The sequence below is a fragment of the Streptomyces sp. NPDC041124 genome (assembly GCF_055592385.1).
Genome location: NZ_JBVIYR010000005.1, coordinates 288,586 through 301,706, shown reverse-complemented (window position 1 = coordinate 301,706; position 13,121 = coordinate 288,586). Strand labels below are relative to the sequence as shown.

Here is a 13,121-nt window from a genome sequence, read left to right as displayed (position 1 = left end):
CAACGTGCCTTTCTTCTCGGCGGCCCCCGGTGCGGGGTCGCGACTGCCGAGTGTAAGCGTCCGTTCGGGGTGAAGTGGGCGTTCCGGGCGGTCAGGCGCCCGTCGTGGAGCCGGGGCGGACGATCATCAGAACGGTGACGGTGGCCCAGAGCAGGTTGAACACCCCGGTGAACATCGCGAGTTGAGTGGCGCTGCTCCGGTCCACGGGCCGGTGTTCGCTCACCTGCCCGAGGAGTTCGTCCTGACGGGGCAGCACGAAGGCGAGGAGCGTTCCGGCGGCCACCGCGGTCAGGGTGATCGAGGCGATGAGCCAGCCGTCGCCCAGGACGCCCATCGCGAGGGCGGTGGCGAGACCGAGGAGGGGCACCGCGATCCCCATACGGGCGTAGACCCGGCAGATGCGGTGGAGCAGCGCGAGGGTCGTGACCGCCTTCCGGTCGGGCCCGTCGCCCTCCCCGGGGGCGGCCCTGCGCACGGCGGGCGGGAACATGCTGGCCGCGACGGTCACGGGACCGACGGCGATGATGGCGGCCAGGACGTGGAGGGACAGCAGGAGCTTCGTCACCGGGGCTCTTTCCTTGGTGTGATCGGCGATGCCGGGCCCACGTTAGGAGTCCGCCCTGCTGATCACCCAGGGGCTGGAACGCCAGGTTCCCACGGGTTCTCGCCAACGGCTGCCACCACTGCCTTGGCGCGCCACCGCCTCGACGTGCCGGTTCCGGGGCGTGGCGGGAATCCGCCTATCGTGGGGTTCATGCACTCCGTGGCGATCCTGGTTCTCGATGGTGTCGTGCCGTTCGACATGGCGGCGCCCCTGCAGGTCTTCGACTGGACCCGGCTGCCCGACGGCCGGAGCCCCTACCGGGTCCGGCTGTGCGCCGAGCGGCCGGAGGTGGCCGCGGACGGCGGTTTCGCCCTGCGCGTCGACCGCGGACTGGAGGCGCTCGCGGACGCCGACACGGTCATCGTCCCGGGCCGCACCGCGCAGGCCCCGCTCTCCCCCGCTGTCCTCGCCGCGCTGCGGCAGGCGGCCGAGGCGGGTACCCGTATCGCCTCGGTCTGCGTGGGCGCCTTCGTGCTGGCGGAGGCCGGGCTGCTGGACGGCCTGCGCGCCACCACGCACTGGGCGGCCGCCGCCGAACTGGCCCGCGCCTTCCCGCTGGTCGACGTGGAGCCGGACGTGCTCTACGTCGACAACGGCCGGATCCTCACCTCGGCCGGCGCCGCCGCCGCGCTGGACATGTGCCTGCACATGATCCGGCGGGATCTGGGCTCTGCCGTGGCCGCGAACGCGGCCCGGATGTCGGTGATGCCCCTGGAACGGGAGGGCGGGCAGGCCCAGTTCATCGTGCACGACCATCCGCCCGTGCCCCGCGGGTCCGCTCTGGAGCCGTTGCTGGAGTGGATCGGGGACAATCTGGCACGTGAGATCACGCTCGGGGCGCTGGCGGCGCGCGCCGGCATGAGCGAGCGCACCTTCAGCCGCCGGTTCCGCGAGCAGACGGGCACCACTCCGCTGCAGTGGCTGCTGCGGGCCCGGGTGCGGCGGGCCCAGTACCTGCTGGAGAACAGCGACCACACGGTCGAACGGATCGCCCAGCAGGCCGGTTTCGGCTCGCCCACGGCGTTCCGTGAGCGGTTCCGCAAGGTGGTGGGCACCACGCCGTACGCCTACCGCTCATCGTTCAACGGGCGGCACGCCACCCCCGCGAACGCCTCGTAGCCGGGGCGTCAGACGGCCAGGGACAGGCCGGGCCCGCCCTCCGCCTCGGGGGTCCGGCCGGGCGCGGTTGCGGCCACGGGGCGGACCAGCAGGGCGTCCGCCCGCGCGATGGCCTCGTCGATGCCGGACGTCGCCATCATGACGCAGAGCGTGTAGCTGACGTCCTCCAGTTCACGCGCCGCGGCCGGCGAGTGCCGCTCCGCCTGCGCGATCCGCAGCGTCGCATACCGCGTCAGCAACTGCCTGACCGTCTTCGGGTCGGGTACGAGCACGAAGCGCCCCTTTCTGGTTTTCGCTGCGTATGCCCCCATCGGGCGCAAGCACTCACCTCCAGCGGCCGTGGGTCCGCAATTGACCGGAATCACTCGCGTCCCCTCCGATGGCACTGGCGAGGAAAGGAGGGGCGTGGCGCCCGCGGCGTCCCTCGGGGGCGGCGGCTGTCAGGCCACCTGGCTGCTGTGCAGGTCCGTGTAGGCCCCGCCGCGGCGCAGCAGTTCCTCATGGGTGCCGACCTCCAGGACCCGGCCCTCCCCCATCACCACGATCCGGTCGGCGCCGCGCACGGTGGACAGCCGGTGCGCCACGACGAACGTGGTGCGCCCGCGCAGCAGCCGGGCGAGGGCCTCCTGCACCAGCGCCTCCGAGCGGGTGTCCAGCGCGGAGGTCGCCTCGTCCAGCACCAGCACCTTGGGGTCCCGTATGAGGGCGCGGGCGATGGCGAGGCGCTGGCGCTGGCCGCCGGACAGCCGGGCGCCGCGTTCCCCGACGAGGGTGTCGAGGCCCTGGGGCAGCCGGTCGACGAACTCCAGCGCGTTGGCGTCGCGCAGCGCGGTCCGTACCGTCTGCTCGTCGGCGTCGTCCATGCCGTAGGCGACGTTTTCCCTGACGGTTCCGTCGAACAGGATGGACTCCTGGGGCACCACGGACAGGAAGCGCCGGTAGGTGCGCAGGTCGAGGCCGGTCATGTCGGTGCCGTCGAGCAGCAGCCGGCCGGAGGTCGGCCGGATGAAGCCGATGACGAGGTTGAGCACCGTGGACTTGCCCGCCCCCGACGCCCCGACGAGCGCGATGGTCTCGCCCGGGGCGACGTCGAGGGTGAAGTCCCGCACGGCGGGGCGCCCGCCGGTGTCGTAGGCGTGGCCGACGCCTTCGAAGGTGATCGCGCCGCGCAGCGCGGTGAGTTCCGCCTTGCCCTCGTTGTCCTCCAGCTCCGGCGCCTGGAGCACCTCTCCGACCGAGCGGACGGACTCCAGCCCCTTGGTGATGACCGGGGCCAGCCCGGCGAGGGTGGTCGTGGAGTTGGTGAGCGTGGTGAGGAACGCGCTGAGCATCACGACGTCGCCGGCGGTGACGCCCCAGACGTCGTAGTACGAGATGAGCGCGGCACCGGCCAGCACGCTCACGCCGACCACGTTGAGCACGACCCAGGCCAGCGATCCGAACCGGCCGTTGACCAGGTCCAGGCGCATCCCGGAGGTGAGCAGCCGGTTCAGGGTGCCGTCCATCCGGCGCAGCGCCTTGCCCTCCAGACCGTGGGCACGGGTGACCGGGATCAGCCGCGTCATCTCGGTGACCCGGGAGGAGAGGGTCTCCACCTCGTGGCGGAAGTGCTCGTTGTGGGTGCGCAGCCGCGCCCTCAGCCGGGCGACGAGCAGTGCCGCCGCCGGCACCACGATCAGGAAGACGGGGAGGAACTCCGGGGTGCGGACGGCGATGATGACGAAACCGCCGGTGAGGACGGTCAGCGCGCCGAGCCCGGTCTCCGCCGTCTGCTGCACCATCTGCTCGACCGTCTCCACGTCCCGGACGACCTTGGCCTGGAGCACACCGGCGCTGACGCGCGAGTGGTAGCCGATGGAGAGCTGCTGCATGCGCGTGCACAGGGCGGAGCGCAGGGCGGTGCCCATGCGGCGGACGCTGCCGTACAGCAGACGGACGTACAGCACGTGCAGCGGGTAGTTGACCAGCAGGATGAACATGATGACGCCGGTGCTGGTCCACAGCCGGGAGATCGGCTGGTGCTGGACGACGGTGTCGATGATGGACGCGGTGATCAGCGGCAGCAGCCACACGGGGCTGTGCTTGACGGTGAAGACGACGACGGCGCCGGCCAGGCGGCCGCGGTCCGCGCGGAACAGGTAGGCGAGGGTGCGGATCGGGTGCTCGCCCCGGTACCGGTGGTCGAGCGGTCGTTCCGGCATGGTCGCCATCGGCGGTGGTCCTCCCCTGTGGGACGTCTGCTCGGCGGTCGTAGAAAGCGCGTACCAGCCTGATCGGGGAGCGGCCGGAAATCCAATAGAAGAAGGTGAACGCATTCAGCAGGCGGGGCACTGAATCGGGTTCGGCCCGCCGCGCGGAGGCCGGCCACCGGGGTTAGCCTGCGCGCAGCCGACCGTTCACAGCGCTTCAGGAGGTATCGATGGGTTCACTCCTCAACCCGTATCTGAGCTTCGACGGGGACGCCCGGCAGGCGATGGAGTTCTACAAGGAGGTCTTCGGAGGTGAGCTGCGCCTCAACACCTTCGGTGACGCGGGGCATCCCGGCGCCGAGGGCTCCGACAAGATCATGCACGGCATGCTGACGACCACCGACGGCTTCACCCTCATGGGCGCGGACTCACCGCCGGGCATGGAGTACGCCTCCGGGAACAACTTCGCCGTGAGCATCAGCGGCGAGGACGAGAGCTCCCTGCGGGGCTACTGGGAGCACCTCTCCGGCGGCGGCTCGGTGTCCGTGCCGCTGGAGATGCAGATGTGGGGCGACGTGTTCGGCATGTGCACCGATCGCTTCGGCGTCCCCTGGATGGTCAACATCAACAAGTCCGAGGGCTGAGCCGGGCCCCGCCTCGACCGGCGCCCACCCGGTCAAGGGCGGCGACCGGACGGCGCCTCTCCCCGGTGACCGGACGGTTGACAGGTCATTTCGGCAGGGATCATCGTTCTGACCCGGAGTGACGCGTCGGCAGGGCGCGCGGGAAACCGGTCCGGCGGCGGGCCGCGGGAGGCGGCGGCATGCGGATCGGACTGCTCGGCACCGGACCCTGGGCGCGGGCGGCTCACGCCCCCGCGCTGAGCGGGCACCGGGACGTGGACTTCGTCGGGATATGGGGCCGTCGCCCCGAGGCCGCCGGGGAACTGGCCGCTCTGCACGGCAGCCGGGCCTATGACGACGTCGACGCGCTGTTCGCCGACGTGGACGCGGTGGCCGTCGCGCTGCCGCCGGCGGTTCAAGCGGGGCTGGCGGTGCGCGCGGCTCGGGCGGGCTGCCACCTGCTGCTCGACAAGCCGCTCGCGCCGACGGTCGAGGAGGGCAGGGCGGTGGTCGGGGCGGCCGAGGAGGCCCGGGTCGCCTCGGTGGTCTTCTTCACCACCCGTTTCCAGCCGGAGCCGGAGGCCTGGATCACCGAACAGGCGCGCGCGGGGGGTTGGTTCACCGGGCGGGCGCAATGGCTCGGGGCGGTGTTCGGGGAGGCGGGCAGTCCCTTCGCCGACTCCCCGTGGCGGCGTGAGAAGGGCGCACTGTGGGACGTCGGCCCGCACGCCCTGTCCGTGCTGCTCCCGGTGCTGGGCGAGCCGCGGCGGGTGACGGCGGCCGCGTACGGGCCCGGCGACACCGTCCATCTCGTCCTCGACCACGCCGGCGGCGCGTCGAGCAGTCTCACCCTGAGCCTGACGGCGCCTCCGGCCGCCGCGGGCGCCATGGTCGAACTGCGGGGCGATGCGGGCGTCACGGTGCTCCCCACGTCCTCGGAGGGAATCGTCCCGGTCCTCGGCCGGGCCGTGGACGCCCTCCTCACCGCGGCCGGCACCGGTGTTCCGCACGTCTGTGACGCCGAGTTCGCCCTCCGGGTGACGCGGGTGCTGGCCGCGGCGGAGACACTGCTGCACCACGGCAGCCGCCCGGCGTGACCCGTCAGGCGACTGCGCAGCGGAACGCTCCGCACGCGCTGTGTGCCGCGGCTTCCCGGACCGACCCAAGCGGCCCTCAAAGGCCGATTGAGTGATCGTGGGGAGTCGACCGCGTCTTCACGTATGCGCAGGTCAACGAGGTCCGGAGGGCAAGTCGGACCGTTGGCGGGGTGCGTCGGCGTCCCTGGCATCGATGGCGCGCCGGTCCCGTCAGTCAGCTGTGAGAGCGCTCTCTGCGTTACTTCCCCGCGTCGGGACGGCAGGGCGCACGGCTTCGCCTTCGACGACGTGACCGACTTCGCCTCGTACATCCAGGACACCGCGCCCACGGGCCTGCGGCTGACCCTCACGCCCTTCTGGAACTGCGGCCGGGCGGGTTTCCCGCGGGCCCGGGAAGGTACCCCGGCATCCAGGAGGCGGCCCTTCACCGCGGTGCCGCGAGCGCTTCCGGATGCACGGCGGGCTCCCGCGTTGAATGGTGAGTATCGGACCCGATGACAGCACCGGGGCCGCAACAGCGATCCGGACCCGAGGAGCCAGAAGATGTCGACGTCCCAGCCCGACGCGTCCCGGCAGCCCGAGGACAGCGCCACCCCGGACAGCCTGCTCCACGCCCGCACCGGCACCGAGGTGTCACCGGAGGACCTGGTTCTCGCCTCCGGCAAGGACATCACCCCGCAGAACCTCGAGTGGGCCAGGCGGAAGCTGGCCGAGGAGGGGCCGGCCGCCCTGGACAAGATCCTCCCCTGACCTTTTCCTCATCCCCGTACGCGGCACGACGGCGCCGCCGGCCCGGTACGCCTTGAGGCGCGGGCCGGCGGCGCCGTCGTGCCGCGTACGGTCGGTCCGGTCAGGTCCCGTCCGCGTCGTCCGGGAGCGCCGTCTCGTCCTCGACGACGTGCATCGCGGCCTCCTCCGCGCCCGCGGCCCCGCCGTCGACGCCCACGTCCGCGGCGACGGTCTCCTTGGTGGTGTCGGTGTGGGCGCCCTCGTCGGGGGCGACCAGCCGTCCCGCCCGGGCGGTACCCGCCTCCGGGTCCACCGGCTCGCCGTCACCGCCGGGCAGGTCACCCACCGCGTCCCCGGCGGGCGCGGACGCGTCGGGCACCTCCTGGGCCAGCCGCTGGTCGAGGGTCTCCCCCTCGTGCTGTTCGGCGGCCGTGGTGCCGTACTTGGTGACGCCGAGCGGCTTCTCCGGCGGCGAGTAGCCCTCGTCGAGGGTGTCGTCGTAGGTCCGCTCGTCGAGGGCGTCCTGCATGTCGAGCGGCGCGGCGTCCTCCTGCTCCTCGTTGCTCCCGGTGGGCTGGTAGGCGTCGTCGGCCATCGGTTCGGAGCCCATGGCGTCCTCCCTGTCACGCTGCGTCGGCACCATTCGTCTGGGTGTCCGGTCCGCGTTTCCCGTCACGCGATCTCTAACCCCGTGCGCCGGACGGTGGAACGGGTCCCGGGGGCGGCCGCAGGGGCGCGCCCGGTACACGCGGCCGGCTCCGTCAGCCGGGCGCCGGGGCGACACGGACCTCCAGGTCACCGATCCGGTGGACGGGCCAGGGCCGGGCGTAGCCGGGCGGGGTGCCGCCGGGCCCGGTGAGCGTGGCGACGGGAAGGCGGGCGGCGGTGCGCAGGATCTCGGCGGGCGTGGTGTTCTCGTTGTTGCCGGAGGTGGCACCGGAGGAACAGCCCGTGTAGTAGCCGATCGGGATGGCCTCGTGCCCGGTGATCAGACAGGGCGGGCGGATGCCGAGCCGGTGGAGTTCACCGGCCGTGCGGGCCCAGTCGCGGCGGCTGTCGACGTTGCGGTCGACGGTGTGCACGAGGACGGTCAGCTGGGCGGCGAGATGGCCGGCCACGGCGAGCGCCACGAGGACCCGGGCGGCCGTCCGCCACGTCCCGCGCGGTGCCGTGATCAGGTACCACAGTGCCTGGGCGACCGGGATCGCGAGCAGGGCGTAGGCGGGCTGGAGGAAGCGGGGCGCCGCGTACTCGATCATGAACAGGTACGGGAGCGCCGCGGTCGTGGCGCAGGCCAGCGGTACCAGGGTGCGCAGGGTGCGGCGGGCCCGCACGGCGACGACCAGGCCGAGGACGGCGAGCAGCGGCAGGACGAACCACCACAGGGTGATCACCGGGTGCGGCATCGACCCGGTGCACGGACGGCACAGGGCCCGCCCGCCCAGGCTGCGCAGTTGGTCGTCGACGGCGACGTGCCAGCCGAGTCCGCCCTGGATGCGGGACGCCTCGGCCAGTCGCTCGGCGAGGCCTCCGAAGGCGGTGTACGCCTCGGTCACCCACTGCGCTCCGCCCGCCGCCAGGCCGCCCGCCAGGGCCAGCAGGGAGCGCCGGTGCCGGCCCGCCAGGGCGAGGGCGAGGAGCGGGATCACCACCCAGACGGCGTCGGTGGGACGCATCCAGGCCATCAGGGCTGTCCCCGCCACCACGGCCCACAGCGGGCCCGCGGAGGAGGGCTCCGCGCGGTGGCGCAGGAAGCCGCCGACGGCGATCAGCGCGCCGACGGCCACCCAGTAGTTGGGCATGGCCTGCGGGCCGTAGAAGAGGGTCACCCACAGGGAGGCGAAGAAGGCTCCCGCGGTGACCAGGATCCGGGTCGGGAACAGGCCCCGCCAGACGCACAGGGCCAGGTACAGGGCGAGGCCGGAGAGCAGGGCGAGGTAGACGCGCAGCAGGGCGGTGGACTCGGACCACGACGCGACGGGAGCCACGAGCAGGGACACGCCCCGGGACCGGGGGGCGCTGAAGAAGGCGGACGGATGGTGGGAGGTGACCTGGCTGGTGTAGACGATCTCGTCCCAGCCGAGGCCCAGCACGGGGCGGACCAGGACGAGTTGGGCGAGGACGAAGACGGCGGCAAGCACCGCGAGCGGCCTGCTGCCGTGGGCCCTGCCGGAGCCGTCCGGCTCGGACCGCTGCTCGCGGCGCCGTGCCGCGGCGAGGAGGGCGCCGGCGCCGTCGGTCATCGTCCGTCCTTCGTTCTCGCGTGTCATGGGTGCCGGGTTCCGCGCGCCGCGGGACCGGGGGCGGGCGGATCCGGCCGGGTTGTCGAAGATCACGGCCAACCTAACCCGGGCGTAAGGGGCACGCAGCGCGATATACGGCCAACCGTCCCGTGCGCCTCCGGAGCGGCGGTGCGCTCAGCTCCCGCGCCCCAGTTCGCCGAGGTCGGTCACGACCCGGTCGGCACCGTGCGCGTACAGCGCGTCGGCCCGGCCGGCCCGGTCCACGCCGACGACGTATCCGAAGCCCCCGGCGCGGCCCGCGTCCATGCCGGCGAGCGCGTCCTCGAAGACGGCGGCGCGGAAGGGCGCCACACCCAGTTCCCGGGCGGCGGCGAGGAAGGTGTCCGGGGCGGGCTTCCCGGGCAGGCCGCGCTCGGCTGCGACCACTCCGTCGATCCGGACGTCGAAGAGGTCCTCGGCGCCGATGGACCGCAGCACGTCACGGCAGTTGGCGCTGGAGGAGACGATCGCGGTGCGCAGTCCCCGTGCGCGGACCGCCTCGATGTAGCGCAGGGTGCCGTCGTAGGCCGCGACGCCGTCGGTGCGGATCCGCTCCAGCAGCAGCTCGTTCTTGCGGTTGCCGAGGCCGTGGACGGTGCGGGAGCCCGGCGGGTCGTCGGGCCCGCCCTCGGGCAGGACGATGGCACGGGAGGCGAGGAAGGCGCGTACGCCGTCGGCGCGGGGCAGACCGTCGACGTACGCGTCGTAGTCGGCTGCGGTGAAGGGTCGGAAGGCGTCGCCGTCCCGCTCGCGCAGGAAGGCGTCGAACAGCTCCTTCCAGGCGGCCGCGTGGACGTCGGCCGTCCTGGTGACGACGCCGTCGAGGTCGAAGAGGCAGGCGAGGACGCCGTCGGGAAGGCCCAGATCCGTCATACGGGACATGGTCCCCCCTTCCGCGGCGGACAGCGGGCGGCCCGTGCGCCCGGCGGCGGGGATGTCCACTGCCCGAGTGACACACTCGTGGGTGTGGCGCTGACCTTCGACGACCTCCTGAGCCGTGCCCGCTCCCTCCCCCAGGGCGGCCGGCGCGCGATCCTCGGCATCGCCGGCAGTCCGGGCGCGGGCAAGTCCACGCTCGCCGGGCATCTGGTCCGGGAGCTGAACGGCTCCGGCGAGCCGTGGGCGGCGCACGTCCCCATGGACGGCTTCCACCTCGCCGACGCCGAACTCGACCGGCTGGGCCGCCGGGACCGCAAGGGAGCCCCGGACACCTTCGACGCCGCCGGGTACGCGGCGCTGCTGGAGCGGCTGCGCGAGGAGGCGTACGACGACGACGTGTACGCCCCCGGCTTCGAGCGGACGCTGGAGCAGCCCCTGGCCGGAGCCGTGCCGGTGCCGGCGGCCGCCCGGCTGGTGGTGACCGAGGGCAACTACCTGCTGCTGGACACCGGCCCCTGGGCCCGGGTCCGGCCGCGGCTGGACGAGGTGTGGTTCTGCGCGCTGGACGAGGAGGAGCGGCTGCGCCGTCTGGTCGCCCGGCACGTGGAGTTCGGCAAGAGCCGCGAGGAGGCGGTGGCCTGGGTCGAGCGCTCCGACCGGCGCAACGCCGAACTGGTCGCCCCGACGCGGGCCCGGGCCGATCTCGTGGTGCCCGCCTCCGCCCTGCCGGGCACGTCCCGGCCGGCGGAACGGGCCGGATTCGGTACGGCGGGCTGACGCGGGTTCTCCCGCCTGATCGGAGCGAGCACGGTGGAGGCCGCCGCCGCGATGCGCCGACTCGCCTGTGTCAGCGGGCTGTCGGGTGGACCCGCGCCCCTGGAAGGCGGGCGGTGCTCCGGCGGCCGGTGGCCGGCGCCCGGAACGTGCCGCGTCCACAGGTCACGTGAGACCCGGTGCGCAAGCAGGTCAGCCCTGCCCCGCCGCGGCGCGCTGGAAGCCGTCCGCGCTCACGTGCGGCATCACGCTGCTGGCCACGCGGTAACGGCCGTTGGGGAGTTCCGCGGACCGGCGCACGTGCACGGCGAGCGGCCCCGCCCACTCGTAGCCGTGGCGAGCGGCGTGCCGGGCGAGCCGGTCGGTGAGCAACTGGCCCACGCGGCTGCCCCGGCGCGTGAGTTCCTCGTGGACCGGGCCGGAGAGTTCCACGTCATAGGCGTTGGGCACCATCACCCTGCCCGCGCGGCACACCACCGCGTTGCTGTCGCACTCGCGCCGCAGCGCGTCCACGAGTTCGACCCGGTCCCGGCCGGACACCCGCGCCCACAGCGCCTCCCATCGGTTCTCCAGTGTCTTTTCCATCGCGCTCAGGGCGCTCATGCCTTCACCTGCCGAAACGTGGTCGGGTCGGGGACGGGTGGGTGCCGTGGGGAGTGGCGCTCGCAGCGGGCCGCCGGGGCGGGGTCCGCGCGGACACTCCCCACCGGTCGTCTACTGTTCGTCGAAGTCGTCCGGCCGGATCTCGGCCTCTTCCAGCGCCTCGCGCATCGTGCGGCCGGTGCCGCCCTGCGCACGCGTCTCACGCCCTTCGCGCTGCTCGATGGTCTCGTCGGTGTCCCGGGTCTTCGGCCGGTTCTCCTCGGGGACGGTCATGTCCGCTGGCTCCTCGGGTGTCCTGGGGTTCGCCTGTTGCGCTGTATCGGCGGGTTCCCTGAGGAAGCGTGGATATCCCCCGCCGGTCGAGCCGGTGTGCTCCGGCGGGAAACGTGGCCGCCACGGCGTGTGGGCTATGTTGAACCCTCGTGGGAGACGAAGGAGGCACACCGGTGCCATCGCCGCAGCGGGCACGCGCACAGGCATCCGCGATCACCTCGGGAAAAGCGGGCCAGGACTCGGAGTTGTCCCCCACGGCCCAGCTCCGCACCCTGTTCGACCGTCCCCGCCTCTCCCCCGGCCAGCGGCGTATCGCCCAGTACCTGATCGAGCACATCGCCGAGGCGGCGTTCCTGTCGATCACGGATCTCGCGGACCGGGTCGGGGTGAGCCAGCCCTCGGTGACCCGGTTCGCCTCGGCGGTCGGTTTCAGCGGCTACCCCGCCCTGCGGGAGAAGCTCCAGTCGATCACGCTCGGTATCCGGGCCGGCGGCCCCGCCGAGGAGGTCCGGGGCAACGAACTCCAGGCGGCGGTCGACGCGGAGATCGAGAACCTGGAGAACCTGCGGCGGGACTTCGCCGACGCCGACCGGTTCATCGAGGTGGGCCGCCGGCTGTCGGCCTCGACACCGCTGACCGTGCTGGGTCTGCGCATCTCCGTCTCCCTGGCCGAGTACTTCGCCTACGCCGCCCGCCGTATCCACCCGGACGTGCGGCTGGTGACGCGGGGCGGCAGCGTCGCCTACGACGCGCTGCTGCAGTCGCGGGAAGCGGGCGGCACCTGGGTGCTGGCGTTCTCCATGCCACGGCACGCGCAGGAGACCCTGACGGCGGTGCGGGTCGCGCGCAGCGCGGGGCTGAAGGTCGCGCTGATCACCGATCTGGCGCTCGGCCCGGTCGCGGACGAGGCCGATGTCACCTTCGCCACGGGGACCGGTTCGCGGCTGGTCTTCGACTCATACGCTGCTCCGGGCGTGATGTGCGCGGCGCTGCTGCAGGCCATGACCGACGCGGACCCGGAGCGGACGCGGGCGCGGCTCGACGAGTACGAACACGTGGCCGACGAGCACCACTTCTTCCTCAGGGACTGAAGCGAGTTCTTCCTCAGGGACTGAAGCGAGCGAGTACAGCCCGCGGCGGCGCGCGGACGCCCTGTTCCAGGCGGGCATGAATGTTTTCATACGTCTTGCAAAGACGATGGCATATATAAATACTGCTCACGCGGACCGGCAGCCCCCGGACCGCCTTACCGCATCCTCGTCCTCACCCGCTCCGCCCGGAAAGCCGACGGTCCGCCCATGCGCTGCCAGTACCACTCGCCGCGGATGACAACGGTCCCGACCGGGCGCCTGAGCGAACACCCGGACCCGCCGGCACCTACCCGCTCCGGCGACCAGGGTGTTCGGCCGGGCTTCCCCTGCCCGGCCACTCGTGGCGGCCCCGGTCATCCCCTAGACCGGGGCCGCCCCACCCCGTCGTCCACCCCAGCGGCACCGCACACCCGGAAGCAATGATCATGCCCCTGATGTCCACGCGCCCCGGTCCCGACTGGCCCTGCCAGGTCAAGACCCCCGGCAGCTACGACTGGGAACGCTCGGCGGCCAGGTGGCTGCGCGAGCTGGTGCCCGCGCGCTACGCGAGCTACCCGGCGTTCGTCCGGCACCCCGTTCTGCTGGCCCGGCACGCCCAGATACAGGTCGAGCACGAGATCCGGGTGGCCCGCACCGCCCTGCAGACCGCCCGGGCTGACCTGCCGCGGGCGGGACTGCACGAAGGGGTCATCGAGCACACCATCAAGCTCTACGCCGCCGAGATCATGCAGCTCCAGCACATCGCCCGCAGCGTGCGGGCGGTGACCCGGGCCCTGGCCGACAACGGCCGCTGACCGCGCCAGGACCCCGGGCCGCCCCACACTCCGGCCCGTCCGGAACCACGAGGAACGAGCCGGT

At 73.0% G+C, this 13,121-nt stretch carries 15 protein-coding genes; 7 read left to right on the top strand and 8 right to left on the bottom strand.

The window, feature by feature from the left end:
• Nucleotides 1–91: 91 nt before the first annotated feature.
• Complete coding sequence (locus ACZ6A9_RS16250) at nt 92–565, bottom strand: hypothetical protein (protein ID WP_468985229.1); 474 nt, start codon at nt 563–565, stop codon at nt 92–94.
• Between the two features lie 189 nt (nt 566–754).
• Between ACZ6A9_RS16250 and ACZ6A9_RS16245 the strand changes: the two genes are divergently transcribed.
• Nucleotides 755–1,723, top strand: coding sequence for a GlxA family transcriptional regulator (locus tag ACZ6A9_RS16245; protein WP_468985226.1), 969 nt, complete (start codon nt 755–757; stop codon nt 1,721–1,723).
• An 8-nt stretch (nt 1,724–1,731) separates the two neighbouring features.
• Here the strand turns inward: ACZ6A9_RS16245 and ACZ6A9_RS16240 are convergent, their stop codons facing one another.
• Both ACZ6A9_RS16240 and ACZ6A9_RS16235 read right to left on the bottom strand, forming a co-directional pair.
• The gene (locus ACZ6A9_RS16240) at nt 1,732–1,995 is read right to left on the bottom strand and encodes a DUF5133 domain-containing protein (protein ID WP_468985224.1); all 264 of its coding nucleotides are present in this window, start codon (nt 1,993–1,995) and stop codon (nt 1,732–1,734) included.
• Between the two features lie 168 nt (nt 1,996–2,163).
• Entirely contained in the window at nt 2,164–3,933 is a 1,770-nt protein-coding gene (locus ACZ6A9_RS16235; protein ID WP_468985222.1) for an ABC transporter ATP-binding protein, read from the bottom strand.
• 209 nt (nt 3,934–4,142) lie between these two features.
• On the opposite strand from ACZ6A9_RS16235, the gene ACZ6A9_RS16230 reads away from it, so the two are divergent.
• The 3 genes from ACZ6A9_RS16230 (at nt 4,143) to ACZ6A9_RS16220 (ending at nt 6,382) form a co-directional block, all read left to right on the top strand.
• Complete coding sequence (locus tag ACZ6A9_RS16230; RefSeq protein WP_468985219.1) at nt 4,143–4,556, top strand: VOC family protein; 414 nt, start codon at nt 4,143–4,145, stop codon at nt 4,554–4,556.
• Between the two features lie 179 nt (nt 4,557–4,735).
• Nucleotides 4,736–5,632 (top strand): Gfo/Idh/MocA family protein, encoded by an 897-nt coding sequence (locus ACZ6A9_RS16225; protein ID WP_468985216.1) that lies wholly within the window; start codon nt 4,736–4,738, stop codon nt 5,630–5,632.
• A gap of 543 nt (nt 5,633–6,175) precedes the next feature.
• Nucleotides 6,176–6,382, top strand: a complete 207-nt coding sequence (locus ACZ6A9_RS16220) for a hypothetical protein (protein WP_228969131.1) — start codon at nt 6,176–6,178, stop codon at nt 6,380–6,382.
• 100 nt (nt 6,383–6,482) lie between these two features.
• Here the strand turns inward: ACZ6A9_RS16220 and ACZ6A9_RS16215 are convergent, their stop codons facing one another.
• From ACZ6A9_RS16215 to ACZ6A9_RS16205, 3 genes are all read right to left on the bottom strand, one after another.
• Nucleotides 6,483–6,971 carry a DUF5709 domain-containing protein gene (locus ACZ6A9_RS16215; protein ID WP_468985212.1) on the bottom strand — a complete coding sequence of 163 codons (489 nt, stop codon included), beginning with the start codon at nt 6,969–6,971 and terminating at the stop codon, nt 6,483–6,485.
• 151 nt (nt 6,972–7,122) lie between these two features.
• Nucleotides 7,123–8,604 (bottom strand): hypothetical protein, encoded by a 1,482-nt coding sequence (locus tag ACZ6A9_RS16210; RefSeq protein WP_468985209.1) that lies wholly within the window; start codon nt 8,602–8,604, stop codon nt 7,123–7,125.
• A 174-nt stretch (nt 8,605–8,778) separates the two neighbouring features.
• Nucleotides 8,779–9,516 (bottom strand): beta-phosphoglucomutase family hydrolase, encoded by a 738-nt coding sequence (locus tag ACZ6A9_RS16205; protein ID WP_468985757.1) that lies wholly within the window; start codon nt 9,514–9,516, stop codon nt 8,779–8,781.
• 93 nt (nt 9,517–9,609) lie between these two features.
• On the opposite strand from ACZ6A9_RS16205, the gene ACZ6A9_RS16200 reads away from it, so the two are divergent.
• On the top strand, nt 9,610–10,299 hold the full coding sequence (locus tag ACZ6A9_RS16200) for a nucleoside/nucleotide kinase family protein (RefSeq protein WP_468985206.1): 690 nt from the start codon (nt 9,610–9,612) through the stop codon (nt 10,297–10,299).
• A 189-nt stretch (nt 10,300–10,488) separates the two neighbouring features.
• Here the strand turns inward: ACZ6A9_RS16200 and ACZ6A9_RS16195 are convergent, their stop codons facing one another.
• Together ACZ6A9_RS16195 and ACZ6A9_RS16190 are read right to left on the bottom strand one after the other, a co-directional pair.
• The gene (locus ACZ6A9_RS16195; protein ID WP_468985204.1) at nt 10,489–10,899 is read right to left on the bottom strand and encodes a DUF3662 domain-containing protein; all 411 of its coding nucleotides are present in this window, start codon (nt 10,897–10,899) and stop codon (nt 10,489–10,491) included.
• A gap of 111 nt (nt 10,900–11,010) precedes the next feature.
• Nucleotides 11,011–11,172: a hypothetical protein gene (locus tag ACZ6A9_RS16190; RefSeq protein ID WP_468985202.1), complete on the bottom strand. Its 162-nt coding sequence runs from the start codon at nt 11,170–11,172 to the stop codon at nt 11,011–11,013.
• A 173-nt stretch (nt 11,173–11,345) separates the two neighbouring features.
• On the opposite strand from ACZ6A9_RS16190, the gene ACZ6A9_RS16185 reads away from it, so the two are divergent.
• Nucleotides 11,346–12,263, top strand: coding sequence for a MurR/RpiR family transcriptional regulator (locus tag ACZ6A9_RS16185; RefSeq protein WP_468985200.1), 918 nt, complete (start codon nt 11,346–11,348; stop codon nt 12,261–12,263).
• Nucleotides 12,264–12,682: 419 nt separating this feature from the next.
• Nucleotides 12,683–13,057 (top strand): hypothetical protein, encoded by a 375-nt coding sequence (locus tag ACZ6A9_RS16180; RefSeq protein WP_468985197.1) that lies wholly within the window; start codon nt 12,683–12,685, stop codon nt 13,055–13,057.
• Nucleotides 13,058–13,121: the final 64 nt, after the last annotated feature.

What these genes read in the sequence shown, in the direction of transcription:
- ACZ6A9_RS16245 (WP_468985226.1), top strand. Translation starts at nt 755, where the DNA reads ATGCACTCCGTGGCGATCCTGGTTCTCGATGGTGTCGTGCCGTTCGAC.
- ACZ6A9_RS16235 (WP_468985222.1), bottom strand. Translation starts at nt 3,933, where the DNA reads ATGGCGACCATGCCGGAACGACCGCTCGACCACCGGTACCGGGGCGAG.
- ACZ6A9_RS16230 (WP_468985219.1), top strand. Translation starts at nt 4,143, where the DNA reads ATGGGTTCACTCCTCAACCCGTATCTGAGCTTCGACGGGGACGCCCGG.
- ACZ6A9_RS16225 (WP_468985216.1), top strand. Translation starts at nt 4,736, where the DNA reads ATGCGGATCGGACTGCTCGGCACCGGACCCTGGGCGCGGGCGGCTCAC.
- ACZ6A9_RS16220 (WP_228969131.1), top strand. Translation starts at nt 6,176, where the DNA reads ATGTCGACGTCCCAGCCCGACGCGTCCCGGCAGCCCGAGGACAGCGCC.
- ACZ6A9_RS16215 (WP_468985212.1), bottom strand. Translation starts at nt 6,971, where the DNA reads ATGGGCTCCGAACCGATGGCCGACGACGCCTACCAGCCCACCGGGAGC.
- ACZ6A9_RS16210 (WP_468985209.1), bottom strand. Translation starts at nt 8,604, where the DNA reads ATGACCGACGGCGCCGGCGCCCTCCTCGCCGCGGCACGGCGCCGCGAG.
- ACZ6A9_RS16205 (WP_468985757.1), bottom strand. Translation starts at nt 9,516, where the DNA reads ATGACGGATCTGGGCCTTCCCGACGGCGTCCTCGCCTGCCTCTTCGAC.
- ACZ6A9_RS16195 (WP_468985204.1), bottom strand. Translation starts at nt 10,899, where the DNA reads ATGAGCGCCCTGAGCGCGATGGAAAAGACACTGGAGAACCGATGGGAG.
- ACZ6A9_RS16190 (WP_468985202.1), bottom strand. Translation starts at nt 11,172, where the DNA reads ATGACCGTCCCCGAGGAGAACCGGCCGAAGACCCGGGACACCGACGAG.
- ACZ6A9_RS16180 (WP_468985197.1), top strand. Translation starts at nt 12,683, where the DNA reads ATGATCATGCCCCTGATGTCCACGCGCCCCGGTCCCGACTGGCCCTGC.